The sequence below is a fragment of the Sinomicrobium halophytocola genome, assembly GCF_052983395.1.
On sequence record NZ_JBRKIT010000023.1, the window covers coordinates 51,567 to 67,555 of the forward strand.

Sequence of the window (15,989 nt, forward strand, 5' to 3'; positions counted from 1 at the left end):
GTTTTTACCGTACCATTAAGGCCGATATCCTTTCCCGGCTTATAACAGGATTGGCGCCTTCGCTTTCCGCTACCAATGCACCCATGGCACATGCAAAATGTATGGCTTCCTGCGGATGGGATTTGTGATGGAACAAATAGGTAAGTAATGTGGCAAGAAAAGAATCGCCTGCACCTACCGTATCTTTTACCCTGATGTTATAACCACTGTTATAGTACCACTTTCCTTCGTGAAGTAATACCGCACCGTGCCTGCCTTTAGTTACACATACGGATGGCGTATTGGTTTTTTCCGCCATATACTCCATATTCTGCTCCAGGGATTTGTAGGGAGAACCCAATGCTTCCGAGATCTCATAGAGTTCGTCATCATTGAATTTTATAAAATCTGCTTTGTCCATCAGGTCTTTTAAAGTGTCCATAGTATAATGCGGACTCCTTAAGTTGACATCGAATACTTTACGGATGTCTTCGGACAATAATTTATGTAAAGTATTCCTGGCTACCTCGTCACGACATGCAAGGCTGCCATATACCAGAAGGTCGGAAGTGTTGACCAGTTTTTCTGCCGTATCGGTAAATGGTATTTTATCCCAGGCCGAGGGGTAGGTGATCTCATAAGTGGCGGAGCCACGGTCGTTGAGGGTAACCTGTACCGTGCCGGTGGAGTGGTTTTCTATTTCGGCAATTCCTTTGGTATTGATCCCGTTCTTTTCGAGGTATGATTTTATTTCTTTACCGTCATCATCACGGCCTATGCCGCTTATCATGCTTACATGGCATCCGAGGGACTGCATACGCATAGCTACATTAAGCGGTGCTCCGCCGATGTTTTTGTGATCCGGAAAACAATCCCATAACACTTCACCATAAGATATTACCCTGAGTTTTTTTTCTTTATTCACTTTTATTGATTTCAGGCTGGTTTGCCGTTACAAATTACGAAAAATTAAATATGGGAAGTCTGAATTCAACTTCCAAATTTTAATAGTCACCCCGAGCGCAGCCGAGAGGTTCCGGCCGTTAAAGACATCCCGACTGCGCCCGATGTGACAGTTGTATTAATACCCTGGATTTTGTTTGTACAATCCTCCCCCGGTAAAATCGATCTCCCGTTGCGGGATCGGGTAATATTCGTCCCTTCCCGCGGTGAAACGGGCATTGGCCAGGAAGTCCCGTTTGGTTTTTTCTTCATCCAGGTAGGCATTTAATACTTCGGCAGCTTCACCCCATCGTACCAGGTCGAAGAACCGGTGCCCTTCCATGGCAAATTCCAGTCTTCTCTCGAATTTCAGTGCTTTCATAGCTTCTTCTTTGGAAGAAAAAGAGGGATACGGTTCTATGTTGTATATGTCGCTTGCCCCGGCTTCCAGCGGGCGGACCGTACTTGCCGCGGCTCTCTGCCGTACCTCGTTAATGATAGGCAGCGCTTCGTTGTGCCTGCCCAGTTGTATCAGGGCTTCGGCTTTAAAAAGCAATACATCGGCATAGCGTATAAAGTCCACATTTTTGGAGGTGCCTATAAAGGGACCTTCTTTTACAAAACAGGAGCAGTCCGGGGCCTGCTGTTCTTTCATATTTCCGAAAAAACCGTAAACTCCGGGGTCCCTGGCCCAGTTTGCGCGGTAAATCATATCGCCCTCTTCACTTACCGTATTCCGGTATTTAAAAGGACGCCCGGGTACACCTATAGTATGGTCGAGCCGGGGGTCGACACTTGTAAAATCTGTAGAGTCGATCATGTCCGAAGTATTGAAGCCGTCGGTTAGAGGCAGCCCATCCTCATCGGTTTTAAAGGCATTGACCATGTTCTGACTTGGCAGGTGAAAACCGCAGCAACCGTACAGTGAAGTACCGTGCGGTGAGTTCAGCCCGGTTACATAGCTTGCCCGGCCTACTTCCGTACCGTCATTGACTGAAAACTGTGCGGCCCATATCGATTCGGTACCGTTGTCATGGCCGTCAAGAAAATTATTCGCAAAATCCGGTTCCAGGCTGCCGGACACTTCGTCTGCATAAGTAATAACTTCTTCCAGTTGCGAGGTATTGATATTTACAACCTGGTGATTCTCATCCTGTTCGTAAGCCTGGTAAAGCCTTAATTTGGCCATATAAGCGGCGGCGGCATTTTTATCTGCACGTCCGGGCTGTTCGCGGGTTTCGGGAAGATTTTCGAAAGCAAAAAGGAAATCCTCAGCAATCTTGTTCCAGAGTTCGTCATTGTCCACATCATTGGAGATCTGTAGTAGTTCTTCATCACTGAGGCCTTCCGTAACATAAGGGATCTTCTTGAAAAGCAACTTCAACATAAAGTGGGAATGCCCTCTTAGAAAACGAAGTTCTGCCATCCGGGTAGTCTTTAGTGGGAATTCCTCTTCGGAAAGTTCCCCGATTACCGACAGTGCAAAGTTGGCCCGGGAAATAGCTTTGTAAAAATTGGTCCAGGTACGCGGTATCATCTGGTCGCCATCATCGGCCTGGGTAAGGTTATACTGTTCATAGTGGTCCACTACAGCGACATCGCCTCTTCCGCCTCCGCCTTTATAGGCATCGTCCGAACGCACGCTGCCGTACACCCACAAATGAGTGAGGGGGCCTATCATTTCATCGTTGGCAATACCGGCATAAGCCGTGGTCACCAGGCTTTCAGCATTTTCGGTAGTGGCAATATCTTCTTCGGGAACCTGCCCTTTGGGATCGTATTCCAGGAAATCCTTGCTGCAGGACATCAATAAGAATGCCCCGGCAAGGAAAGTATAATGTATGGTGTGAATTGCTTTCATCTGTTTATTTTTATTACAAGTTAAAGTCATCGGTATATCATCCAATTATCTCATTGGCACATTATCCCATTTTAAAACCCGATATTGACTCCAAGTGAAAAAGTGGTAGGAACGGGAATGGCATTGACATTAGTCCTTTCCGGGTCGGCCCCTACGAAGTTTTTCGGGGTGATCCAGAACAGGTTCTCTCCCTGTACATAAAACCGGAGATTGGTCATCCCTCCCCATCTTGTGATGAGTTCCTTGGGCAGATTATATCCCAGCTGGGCATTCCTGAGTTTAAAATAGGAATTGTTGCGGTACAAATAATCGGAGTCCTGCGTATCATTGTTTACCAGGGAGAGGGAAGGGATATCCGTATTGGTATTTTCGGGGGTCCAGGCATTAAGGACACCCAGTCCGGCATTTTCCCGCCCCTGTACAAAATTGTTCCAGAAAATATAGGGATCGAGCCCGATACGCCCGGTGACTCCGGAACCAAATACAGATAGATCAAAGTTCTTATACCCGAGATCGATACGGATACCATATTCCAGATCGGGGAGGGTGGTGCCCAGGAAGTCACGGTCGTCCGCATTGATAATACCATCCTCGTTGAGGTCGACGAATTTGATCCCGCCCGGCCTGGCGCCTACCTGGGTGGCATGTGCCTCTACTTCTTCCCGGCTTTGGAACAGCCCGTCCGTCTTATACCCGTAAATAGAGAACTGGGAATGCCCGATGATGGAGTTTTCCGCAGTTCCTGGGTAAGCGGTCCTTACTTCTTCGGGGAGTTCGGTTATTTTGTCCCTGAAGGCTCCGAAGTTGGTGGATACGGCAAAATACAGCCCGTTTTCATAGGTGTCGGAATAAGCTAAGGACAACTCCCATCCCTTGGTACGGGTAGAAGCCCCGTTGAGAAAGCGTTGCCGGCCTTCGCCCAGTACCGAGGCGACAGGAGGCTGTATTAGAATACCTTCCGTATTTCTCACAAAATAATCGAAAGAACCGGCAATTTTGTTTTGAAAAAGGCCGAAATCCAGCCCGATGTTTACTTCGCGGGTCTCTTCCCATTTCAATCCGCTGTTGGCAGCCTGTATGGAGACGAACCCGGAAGGCAGGTTCCCGGTATTATTGCCGTTGAGGTCATAGGCCGTTCCTACGTTGTAATAAATATTGAAGAAATCCGGTACATATACATTCTGATTTGGGCCGTACCGTGCTTCGTATAACCCGAAGCGGGCCACATCGCCTATAGATTGGTTACCAACCTCACCATAACCTGCACGTATTTTTAGATCGGATATGATATTGTTCTCCTTCAGAAAGTCTTCGCGATTGATACGCCATCCTGCGGTCGCTGCCGGGAAATACCCGTAACGGCTATCTTCCCCGAAACGTGAAGAACCGTCCCGTCTAAGGGTAAAGGAAGCCAGGTATTTATCGGCAAAGGCATAACTGAGTTTACCGAACTGAGACCATAAACGGCTTCCTGTTGTGGTACCGTCTGTGGTACGGTTCCCCGAAGCAGCGCCGAGAGTAAAATAATCTTCGGTTTCTATGGCAAAGCCCTGGCCGGAAGATATGATGGAATTAAAATCAGTCTTTATCGCTTCGGTACCGAGCAAGACCCCGATCCTGTGATTACCAAGTTCCAACTCATAGTTCAGGGTGTTGGTAAAGGTAAAGCTGGTATAGTCGTTGGTATCATGTGTCAGTTTGTTGACACTCCTGGTTATAAAACCATTCTGTACGGTGGTTTCTATATCTTTCCGGTGAAAGCGGTTGTGATCTATCCCCACAGAGGTACGGAAGGTCAGGTTGTCGAAGATATCGGCTTCGGCAAATACATTTCCGAAAAGAGTGGTCCTTTCGGTATTGTCCCACCGGTTGATGTATTGCATGTACACGGGATTGTTCCTGTCGGAGTATCCGGACCCGATGGGGCCTGCGTATTCTCCCGTAGCCGTAAAGACGGGGATAGTCGGTGCCATCGTAATGGCCAGCCCGGGAGTGGGAGCGCTTCCCACATCGGGAGAGGCGAGGGTTTCGGTCGAAGTAAAAAGCTGGGTATTCACGCCTACCCGTACCTTGTCATTAAATAGTTTTACGTTTCCGTTAAACTTGGCCGAATAGCGTTCGTAACCCGTATATTTCAGAATCCCTGTATTTTTCAGGTATCCCAGGTTGAGCAGCATGAAAGATTTGTCCGTCCCCCCGGAAATACTCACATCATTATTATATACATACCCGGTTTCGTAGGTCTCTTTCTGCCAGTCCGTATCCCCCGCAGGGACATTGGTATTTCCGCCTACGTAAGGCTGTACGGATATACTGTTAAGCACAGGATTGTTAAAGTCCCCGTTCCAGTTAAAATCGTAAATCTCTCCATAGGCATTATTGGGATCGGCGCCGTCATTCACCGAGGCACGCCATAATGCTTCACCTCGCTGTTGTGCATTCAGCATGTCGTAACGTTGTTTCTTTTCGGAAAGTACCGAAATGTTGGAGTTTATGCTGACACTAAACTTTTCGCCTTCTCCCTTTGCGCGGTTTCTGGTGCTGACAACGATAACACCATTGGCTGCTCTTGCTCCATATACGGAAGAGGCCGAAGCATCCTTGAGTACCTGGACGGATTCTATGGTACTTGGATTGATACTGGCAAAGACTTCCGGACGAACGGTAGGCACCCCGTCTATAACGTAAAGGGGATTATTGTCCCCCAAGGTGCTCACTCCCCGGATAAGGATACGGCTGCTTGCCCCCGTAGGGTCTCCCGATTTTTCTACGAACAATCCGGGCACACGGCCCTGGAGGGCCTGCATCGTACTTCCGGAGCTCATGCTTTGTCCTTCCAGAGGGGCCATGTCTACTACGGAAATAGCACCTGTCATTTCCACTTTTCGTTCCCTGGTATATCCTACAATGACTACTTCATCCAGTTGCTGCGAATCTGTGTCCAGGGCAATGTTGATCTGTGTTTTTCCGCCTAAGGGAACCTCCTTCGTAACAAATCCCACGTAGCTGAATACCAGTGTGGCATCGGCGGGAATATCGGTGAGATTGTAATTACCATCAAAATCAGTCACGGTACCTTTGGTAGTCCCTTTTACCAGGATGGAGGCCCCGGGCAGGGGAAGCCCGTCTTCCGACGAGGTTACCGTACCGCTCACTCCGGTTTCCTGTGCATACAGGTAGCCCTGTGCCAGCAGCAGAAGGCAGAACAATAATCGTTTCATATGTTTTGGTTTTTCTGGTTAATTGAAGCTTAATTGATGAATAGCTATCTCTTTTATGATAGCTTCTGAATCTGCCGAGGTAAGGCCAAAAGTGTCAAAAGGGGCTTTCGGGAAAAATATTTCTGTCATGACCACGCTACCGTCATCGTAAAATATCTCGATAGAAGTTTTGTCCAATACAATATGTACATTTAGTGTATCCGAACCGGAGAATCTCGGAGCAACAGCTATTTTTCCGGCAAATTTTCCGGAAAAATCCGTTTGTCCGGCCTGCTTCCGGTCGATAAAGAACTCCTTTTTTGTATTGTCGAGACCAAAGGAAAGCGTATCTCCGACGGTGTTGTACAATTGGAATGTGAAGGTTTGTTTACCTATTTTTTCCAGGCTCAGGTGGATTTCTGTACTGCTGAGTCCGGGACCATTCTCCTTATTATACACGAAAGGAGTATCCAGGGCTATATCCTTTTTTCTGAATGCTTTTGAACGGAAGTTTTTTAATTCCTTTACCGGTTTTGACGTGAGTTGATAGGAAGTGCCGTTTTTAGCCAGGAGAAGTTCCCTGGGAACAGTCATAGCGCTGCGCCAGGCGGTGGTAGGTACCTGCTGGGCATACTCCCAGTTGGACATCCACCCGATAAAGAGTTTCCTGCCGTCACTATCCGGAATGCCAGACCAGGTGACCCCGGCATAGTTGTCTTTGCCGTAGTCGATCCAAAAGGCTTTTCTTTTATTTAATTCGGCTTCAAACCCGGGATCTAAAATAAAGGTCGTACCGTCAAAATCGCCTATAAAATACTGGGTAGCCGAACCGCCATTCGGTCCTCCGGGGTTGACACTCTGGATCAGTACCCATTTGGTTTCGCCTGTGTCTTCCACGGTCATCGGGAAAAAGTCCGGGCATTCCCAAACGCCACCGTGACCACCCGTTTCCACACCGAAATCCGAAAGGAATTCCCAGTCTTTCAGGTTGTCGGAACGGTAAAATTTGGCCCGGTCCTGGGCGGCAAGCACCATGACCCATTGATTGCGTATGGTATCGCGTACTATTTTAGGGTCACGAAAATCCCGTATGCCCGGGTTTTCAATGACCGGGTTGCCCTGGTACTTCGTCCAGGTCATCCCTTCGTCCGTACTGTAGGCGATACCCTGGGATTCTACATCGATCTGGTCGTTATCCCTTTTTTCCGGGTTGTGAATGGTGTACATGGCTATTACGGGAGGAGCCCCGTTTTCTCCGAAGCCGGAAGTGTTTTCATGGTCTACCACGGCACTTCCCGAAAAGATATAGCCCGATTCGTCAGGGTAGAGGGCTATCGGAAGTTCTTTCCAGTTTAGCAGGTCCGTACTTACCGCGTGTCCCCAGTGCATGGGCCCCCAGACGGTGGAGTCCGGATAGTGCTGAAAGAACAAGTGATAATACCCGTTGTAATAAAACATGCCGTTAGGGTCATTCATCCACTTTTCTTTGGGCGTGAAATGGAAGTCAGGTCTGTAGAGTTCTTCTTCACTGAGAACCGGACTTTTGGGATCTGTTGTTTCCTTTTCTCCGTTTTTCTGACCGCAGGCGATGAGAACGAACAGGGAAGCTGTCAGTATCATCACCTTGTTTTTTAGTGTGTTTTTCATAATTACTGGGATTGATTATTTAAAGCGTTATTTTAGTATTGCGATCCGGGGCTTGTAATGCACGATCATTCCCGGGAATGTTTGAGGTTTATCGCCGGGGTTTTGTCTTTAATTTTTAGCCGGGATTGTATTTTCTCCAGCGAGATCCCCTTGGTTTCGGGCATGACAAACCATACGAACAGGAGTTGCAGGACCATCATTACCGTAAAGAACATAAAAACCGGCCATGAGCCCACAGTAGCAAAAAGCATGGGTATCAGGGAGGGGATGATCGCCGCGAGGATCCAGTGGACGGACGATCCAAAGGCCTGTCCGGCGGGACGCAGGTGATTGGGAAATATCTCGGATATATACACCCATATTACCGCTCCTTGTCCAATGGCATGCGATGCTATAAAGACAAAGAGGGAGAGAGGAACCGATAGTCCGCCCCAGTTGAAATAAAATGAGGCGGTTACCATGGAAAGGGAAAAAATATAGCCGAATGAGCCATATAATAACAAGGTCTTTCTACCCAGTTTGTCTATGAGCATTACCCCTGCCAGTGTAAACAACAGGTTTACCACACCTATCCCCACGCTGCTCAGCAGGGCGGTGTTCTGTTCAAGGCCGGCTTCTTCGAATATCCGCGGGGCGTAATAAAGAAAAGCGTTAATGCCGGAGAATTGGTTAAACATGGCAATGAGGAAGGCGAGGATAAGGGGAAACCTGTATTTTTTCATGAATATGGTCTCGCCGGAACTGATAGTTGCCGCTCCTTCCTGTATTTTTTTAACCAAACGGTCGGCGTCGCTGTTAGGATCAATGAGTCTCAAGATGGCTTTTGCACGTTCCGTTTGTTTCCTGGAAATGAGCCATCTCGGGCTTTTGGGCAGGTTAAAGGCAAAGAGTAGATATATCAGCGAAGGAAAGGCTTCGACACCCATCATCCAGCGCCACGAATTCTCACCGGCATCGCTGAGCAGGTAATTGGAAATAAAGGCGATGAGTATGCCCAGTACAATATTGAATTGGTACAGAGATACTAATTGCCCCCTTTTCCTGGCCGGGGCAATTTCCGATACGTAAGCGGGCGCGGCAATAGTGGAGGCCCCTACACCTAGTCCGCCTATGAAACGGAAAAATGCAAAAGTATGAGGATCGTAGGCCAGGGCAGATCCAACAGAAGATATCAAATAAAGGAAACCTATTAATATAAGGGTGTCTTTTCTTCCTATCCGGTTCGTGGGAATCCCGCCGAACAATGCGCCGACTACCGTACCCCACAAAGCCATGGCCATGACTACGGAACCGTGAAAAGCATCGGAAGAGTTCCACAGTAATTGCAATTGCTTATCAGCGCCGGATATAACTACCGTATCGAAACCGAATAAAAAACCGGCCAATGCTGCCGTAATCGACCAAAGAATAATTTTATTCATCTTTTAATTTATTGTGATGAATGCTAAACTATTCTTAAAAACCGGTGTTTTATTTTAGTGATGTTTCAAATCATTTCGTTTTTGATTTTCTTGAGCTTTATTTTTTTAATATGCTGCAAATCAATGGATTTGTTTTTTGCAAATTCTTTACGATAACGATATAGTTATACTCAGGTAACAGAAATTATACTGAGGTTACATGGTTTTAACACCGGGTTAACAGTATGGTTCTTCAACAAAACGCTGCCCCGGATGATAAGAAATTAAATCCCCGGACAAAAAGGCGGTAATAAAGGGATATTACCAATCCGGTCTGCTATTTTTATAGGAGTATCTCGGGTATAATCGTATTATGCGTCCGGATACGGAAGATTGTTTATCGTGATATAAGCTTTTGGGCTCTCTTTCCTTATAAACATTCGATAATTACCCGGATTTTAAAGACTGTTCTTATATTCTTTCGGGGTGATACCGTACTTGTTCTTAAATGAAGTGGAGAAATAATTGGGAGAGGAAAACCCGCAGGCATAGGCTATTTCGGCTATGTTCAGGGAAGTCTGGCGAAGCATTTCCCTAGATTTTTCAAGTCTTATACTACTGATATATTCATTGACACTCACACCGAACATCCCTTTTATTTTGCGGTAGAGTTGTACGCGAGACAGGTTTAGTCTACGGGCAAGCTCTTCTACTGTAAATTGCGGATTATCCAGGTGTTGTTCTATGATGGTGTCCAGCCTGGTACGGAATTCCTGCCCGACGATCTTTTCTATTTCGTTTTGTTGCAGGGTGATCTTTTCACTTTGCAGTTCCAGCAGCTTTTTCTTTTTACTGATAACATAGGTAGAATAAATACTGTAAAGGGCGAGGGAAAGAATAAGTACCAGGAAAAAAGTCAGTATTTTGATAAGATTGGTTTGGGTGGCGTATTTCTTCTCCTGTTCCGAAAGTTTTTGCAACTGGTTTTCGATACTTGCCTGTTGTCGGTCAATCTTGTCCAATTGGTTTTTCATAATATCCGCGTTTACGGAATCTATGACTGTGGTACTTAGTATGTTGTTCTTGGAAACAGGGTCGTTCCGGAGGACTTTAAGGGCGAGCTTTATGGCTTCGTTCCCACCCGTAGGATAAAAAATGGTAGCTTGTAATACTTTGTCCTGAACGAGTTGTATACCACCGTTCAAAGTGTTGAGCCCGTCGACCCCTATAAATTTTATTTTATTTTCTACGCCTTTTTCCCGGGCCACTTCCCAGGCACTGAGCGCCATGCGGTCGTTGTGGGAGAATACATAATCGATATCTTTATGCTCTTCCAGGATATTTCGCAAAGGTTCTTTTACCGATTCGCTTTCCCAGTTGCCGTCTATAGCAGCAACGGTCTCCAGTTTTTCAAACCGGTTTATGATCTGCCCAAATCCCAGGCTTCTTTCATGGGCAGGGGAAGATCCTTTAAGCCCTTTTATCTCAACGATTTTTATTTTTCCTTCTTTATAGGGAATACCGGAGGCTATATAACGTCCTGCGTTCCTCCCCACCTCTATATTGTCCGCGCCGAGATATGCGGTATAGCTTTCGTTCTCTATCTTCCGGTCTATAACAATAACCGGAATACCGGCTTTTACGGACCGTTCCACCACTGCGGTAAGGGGCTGGGATTGTATGGGGGAAACAATGATAATGTCCGATTGGTCGCGGATAAGCGCTTCGATATCCGTTAGCTGTTTCTTTACATTGTCATCGGCATCCAGTATGGTCAGCTCCACGTTGTCGTGCAGGGAGGCTTCCAGCTTCATGGATTTATTCATTTGTTTCCTCCAGTCGTCGGTGGTCATACCCTGGGAGAAACCGATCTTTACCATATTTTTTTCCTTAAATCCGGAACAGGAGAAAACAATGCCCGTTAGCAGGATATAGGCAAAAATGTGACAATAGCGGATTATATGAGGGTTCCCGGAAATTGGCATTGCGTTGAAAAAGGACTGTTACTATCGTTTTTTTAAATTTCAGCCACTGATTCACGGATAATGGGATTGGTTTTCTGAAAATCATTCGTGTATTCGTGGCTGGTTTTAATAAGAAGCCGATATTTTCTGCCAATTTATAAAATTAACACCACTTGTGAAGCCCGGATTGCGGATTTCATGATTTTTATATACATAGCCGGTTTTTATTTTCCCCGGGCTGATCTGTGTCTTTTTCTTTTTTTCCTCCGGTAAAATTCGATGAAAAGTGTTGTGCAAAGCAGCGCTATCAAGGTGCCCGAAACAATAATTTGGGAAGAAGCCGGGAGTTTTTCGTGCTGTATATTTCCGTAATATACGAACCCGCTCCAGTAATAGGGCGATTTTTGGGCCAGGGGGACTTCTTTGTCGTCCAGGTAATCTATTTTGGATTGATGGTTTGCAGCAGAAGCGGAGGCGTATTTTTCGTAGTTTTGATAAAACAATGTCATAATCCGGGAGGTGGCCCGGTCATTCACTTTCCACAAAGAGAACAGCAGTCTGTTAGCCCCTGCGTACCGAAAACCGCGTGCGAGACTTATAGCCCCTTCACCGCGCTGTAATTTCCCGATACCGGTTTCGCAGGCGCTCAGTACTACAAGGGCGGGTTTTAGTTGTAAGCCATATAATTCGTGAAGTAACATTACATCATCCCGGAATTCAATGTTTGCGGGAATTACAAAATTTCCCCCACTGGCGTGAGTGGAAAGGTGAATAATATCATAATTTCCGGCTTTTTCCAGGAAATTGGCTTTGGTGGCATCTTTTCCGATTAGAATATCTGCGTCGGTTATGCACCTTATGCTTTCCGCTTCTTCTTCGGAATATCGCAACTCCATGGGAGTATTTTCAAAAACAGGGAAAATACCCAGAAGTTTTTCTTTTTCGGCATACTGGTATTCCCTGAGATATAAATCTGCCGAGGTTTGATATACCATTTTTTGCCGTTTTACCAGGAAAGGCATCCGGTTATAGTTATCGCTTTGCGCAGGCTCAATCAATAAGGCTTCAAAAGGAATAAAACCAAGTAATCCGTCCGGTACGATAACCAGGTACTCGGTATTGAGTATTTCGGAAGGAAACAGGGAACGGTATACCTGGTAAGCACTCCGGCTATAAGCTGTTACGTTATTATTTATACGGGAAGGATCATCAAAGAAAGAAATGAAGTGACGTATATCTTCCCGGAGTGCACTTGTATTGTCTTTTCTGTATAGTTCAGCGCCATTTCTACTAAAGACAAAGGTATACAGGTGTTGTTTTCCGGAAAAATATACGATCATATTGGCCTTGTCATTTTTCAGTTTATCCTGTAACAGGGGAACGGATATACCGGAAAAGGGAGTTTCAGGGTATTTTTCATCGATTTTATGGCGGAGTGATTTCAGCTCCAGGTTGAGCCGGTTCAAGGTTTCTGTATATGAACGGACGGAATCCTGTCCTTTCCCGGTGAGTTGTGCACGTACCAGTTTGTTTATGGTATTTTCACGGATAGAAGACAGGGTGCTTTCTTCCGGGAGAAGAGAGTTCCCCGGAAATTTTTCTGCCATTGATTTTTGAGAAATGGCATCTTTTAAGGCAGAGGCTTTACTTCGTTCCGCATAGAAGAAGGCCCTTTCGAGATAACGATCATTATCCGTGTTTTTATAGGCATTGTAGAGTAGGTCTATACATTTTTCACTCCGTATCCGGTTCCCGGTGCTGTGTAGGATTTTTGTTTCCTGCGATATGATTTGTTTCTGCAGTAATCCGGTTACATAAAAACTAAGTTCGTAATAGTCAAGGGTAGCTTCCAAGTCGTTCTCCAACGAAGCTAGGGCATCAAAAATGGCGATCAATGTATTTTCGGGATATAGTCTTTCCCTGTTGGGCAACGAGTCCTTATTATGATTTGGTAAAAGAAAATCAAGGGCTGTGTAAAGAAGTTTCCGGGCCTGTATCGTATCGCCATTTACGATAAATAACTCGGATTTTTCTACGTATAGGCGGGCGATATCCCTTGCCCGGAATGGTTGTTCCCGCATGGCTTTTTCTGCGAGATCGAGGTATTGTTGTGTCAATGTTACCTGATCCCGGCTTTTGGCAAGCTGGGCCATATTGCGGTACATAGGCGAAGTGATTTCCGGGTTTGTCTGTGTTGCCTGTTGCAGGATGGCTTCCGCTTTTTCATATTCTTCCAGGGCAAAATAATTGGTAGCAAGATTGTTGAGTAGTAAAGCTTTTTGTTTTGCATCCGGAATCGTAGTTTTGAGATCTTCCTCCAATAACCGGATAGCCGTGCGAAAATTTCCGGTATTGTGGTATACTACCGACAGATTGAGAACTGCAGCAATTCTCTGGGCCTGGTTTCCCTGTTCTTCGGCGAGAAATAAATAAGATTTTATAGTATTTTCGGCCTGGGTAAAATTTCCGGATATCGTATAAAGGTTACCAAGTGGCTTCAGGCAATATTCTATAATGTCGTAATCGGCCAGTTGATGATCCTGATAGTTTTTCCAGGCGCTTTCGTAACAGGCAATAGCCTTTTGTGACATTCCCGATTTCCGGTAATGATATCCCATATTACAGCGGAGTATAAGCATGGCTGTATGCTCGCCGGGAGTGACCGCTTGTTTTTCAAAAGCGGATGCTTTTTCCTCCAGCCGGTCGAAAATATGCGGGGCAGGGTCTTTCGTCAGCCTGTCCACGGTGTGGTATATACTGTCCGTAAGCTGTGCTTGTAACGGAAGGAATGACAGGAAACAAACCAATAAAAGTAATTTTTTTTTCACGCCGGATGTTTTTGTGTTGAACAATACTGCCCCATAGCGTTACGGGACATTAGAACTTCCATATGGCATAGAGTTGTACCTGGCTGTTAGGGGCATTGAAATTATAGACATACCGTGCGCCGATACTCGGACCTATCCTGGCAAATCCTGCAGTGAATCCCACAAAAACCCCGGTCTGGAAATTGGTGAACGATCTCGTGGTTTCTGTTTGTGTGATAAAATCTTTGGTGTCGTCACGAAAATCGACACCTTCGGAGGGGATGAGGAGCGAGTACGCTCCGGTATCGGTAATACAGTGCCTGCTGCTCAGGTCGGTTTTGAGCTGTATCCCGGTGCCGACAGCAAGGTAATTGTTGAGGTTGTACCTGTAGGATACCGGGACGAGATATAACGATATGTTCCGGTATTCGTTAAGCGATTCCATATCATAAGAGTCCGTAAAACCATTATCGTTTACAACCTCATCCGTGAACCGTTTTACTTCGTCAAAAGACGCCGCCGAGACCATAAGTTCAGCCTGAAGGTAACCCCGATAGGATTTATATGGTGAAATGGTAACACCTGCAAAATATTCGCGATGATTGTCAAGGTCCGGGCTTATCATGTAACCGGCCTTGGCACCGACGGAAATACCAGGGAGAAAGCGGGTGGTGGCGTAATTGGTAATAATAGGTTCATTCTTATCAAAATAAATGGCTGTCCGGCTTTTGGTTTTCTTTTTGTGAAAATCCTTAGCCAGTTTTATACGGTATTTTACAAAGCCTTTGGTTGAATCGTATTCCTGTACGTTTTTCTGTTCGCTACCCGGAAGATAAATATTTTTGAAGGTGAAAACAGCCTTTTTTTCGGTAAAGGTAGTGTCAATGCAACTGTAAGTGATGTTTTCTTCTTTCGGGCAAACGGGACATTCGGGATAGAGGTCCTCAATCTCCAGCGTACTTTTGTCAAACATATCGGGAATATCGGTTTCCAGGCGTATGGTCCGGGCAGGGCCCTCACCATTGTTCTGAAATCTTGTTTTGAACCTAAAGGTCTTGAACCGTACCAGGCGATAGTTCATAATAGTGGCGTTGGAAGACATTCTGTTGGGATCGTGGGAGGTAACGATCTCCATCTCCATTTCCTTTACTTTGTGATTGTCATAATTTTCGTCGGGAACATAAATGCTCCTAACGGTAATAATAGCACTGGTGTCCTTTAACATTTCGGGAGTGGTACGAAGTGTGAAAAAGATATTTCGTTCTTCATTAGGAGACATTCCGTCAAATTCCAGGATACTCCAGTCTTTGTAATAGGCTTTGGACTCTTCCAGGGTCAAAGGAAGGTTGATTTTTTCTGTGCTGTCCTGCCATTGTTGTCTCAGGTAAAGCATTTCTTTTTCGGCGGAGGCCAGCAGAGCGCCATCCTGCATCACATTACCGGTATGAACAAAATCTTCACCCGTTCGGATCTTTTCTCCGTGGTAAGTACGGGTATCCGTAAGTTCGAAATTATCCGCCTTGTATTTCAGTTCATTATAAAAAAGATATAATTTACCGCTTGTAACATATTCTTTGGGATTTTTATAGCTGAGCACAACTACAATATCTTCTGCCGGGACAGGCTCCCGGTTTCTTTGCAGGGTAAGGTAGTCTTCCATTGAAGCTTCGCCTTTATAGGTTTCCGTAACCTTATCAATTTTTATTTTCTGCGGACGGGTGGCGGGTGTTTCTCCGTTGTCGTAATGGTTGGTCACCCATAGGTTTACTTCGTATTCTCCTTCTTTTTTATAGTGGTGTTTCGGTTCTTTGTTCCGGCTGAAGTCACCATCCCCGAATTCCCAGAAATAGGAATAATAGGCCTTGGGAGCTCCGGCGATCTGTATAAGGGCCGGGGGCATGGGGACGAGATCTACCGTGTTGCCTGATATATGGTAATCGAAAATAGCGGTACGTTGCAAGGTATCGACAATGTGTGTTTCCTGAGCGAAAGCGGACCGGAATACAATGATAAAAATTAAAGAGGTAAAAATCCGCATATGATTATTTCATTTATAAAAGATTTTAAAAACCAGGGCTTGCCCTTTTTATAAAGCCTTCTCCAGGGCTGTTATATCATATTCTTTGTATTTATATCCGGAAGACTTTTTAATTGTTACCCGTTATTGTCTTATTTTTTTTGTATCCGGA

Annotated in this window: 8 protein-coding genes; all 8 read right to left on the reverse strand. The window is 45.7% G+C overall.

What is annotated here, in order from left to right:
- Positions 1–4: 4 nt before the first annotated feature.
- Positions 5–904 carry a carbohydrate kinase family protein gene (locus ACVBDY_RS07550; protein ID WP_447174858.1) on the reverse strand — a complete coding sequence of 300 codons (900 nt, stop codon included), beginning with the start codon at positions 902–904 and terminating at the stop codon, positions 5–7.
- Between the two features lie 156 nt (positions 905–1,060).
- Positions 1,061–2,782, reverse strand: a complete 1,722-nt coding sequence (locus tag ACVBDY_RS07555; protein WP_447174859.1) for a RagB/SusD family nutrient uptake outer membrane protein — start codon at positions 2,780–2,782, stop codon at positions 1,061–1,063.
- Between the two features lie 71 nt (positions 2,783–2,853).
- Positions 2,854–6,003: a SusC/RagA family TonB-linked outer membrane protein gene (locus ACVBDY_RS07560; RefSeq protein ID WP_447174860.1), complete on the reverse strand. Its 3,150-nt coding sequence runs from the start codon at positions 6,001–6,003 to the stop codon at positions 2,854–2,856.
- Positions 6,004–6,021: 18 nt separating this feature from the next.
- Positions 6,022–7,629, reverse strand: coding sequence for a glycoside hydrolase family 32 protein (locus ACVBDY_RS07565; RefSeq protein ID WP_447174861.1), 1,608 nt, complete (start codon positions 7,627–7,629; stop codon positions 6,022–6,024).
- 65 nt (positions 7,630–7,694) lie between these two features.
- Positions 7,695–9,050 (reverse strand): sugar porter family MFS transporter, encoded by a 1,356-nt coding sequence (locus ACVBDY_RS07570; protein WP_447174862.1) that lies wholly within the window; start codon positions 9,048–9,050, stop codon positions 7,695–7,697.
- 437 nt (positions 9,051–9,487) lie between these two features.
- Positions 9,488–10,909 (reverse strand): AraC family transcriptional regulator, encoded by a 1,422-nt coding sequence (locus ACVBDY_RS07575; RefSeq protein WP_447174863.1) that lies wholly within the window; start codon positions 10,907–10,909, stop codon positions 9,488–9,490.
- A 308-nt stretch (positions 10,910–11,217) separates the two neighbouring features.
- Positions 11,218–13,821: a CHAT domain-containing protein gene (locus ACVBDY_RS07580; protein ID WP_447174864.1), complete on the reverse strand. Its 2,604-nt coding sequence runs from the start codon at positions 13,819–13,821 to the stop codon at positions 11,218–11,220.
- Between the two features lie 49 nt (positions 13,822–13,870).
- Positions 13,871–15,838, reverse strand: coding sequence for a PKD domain-containing protein (locus ACVBDY_RS07585; RefSeq protein WP_447174865.1), 1,968 nt, complete (start codon positions 15,836–15,838; stop codon positions 13,871–13,873).
- Between the last annotated feature and the right edge of the window lie 151 nt (positions 15,839–15,989).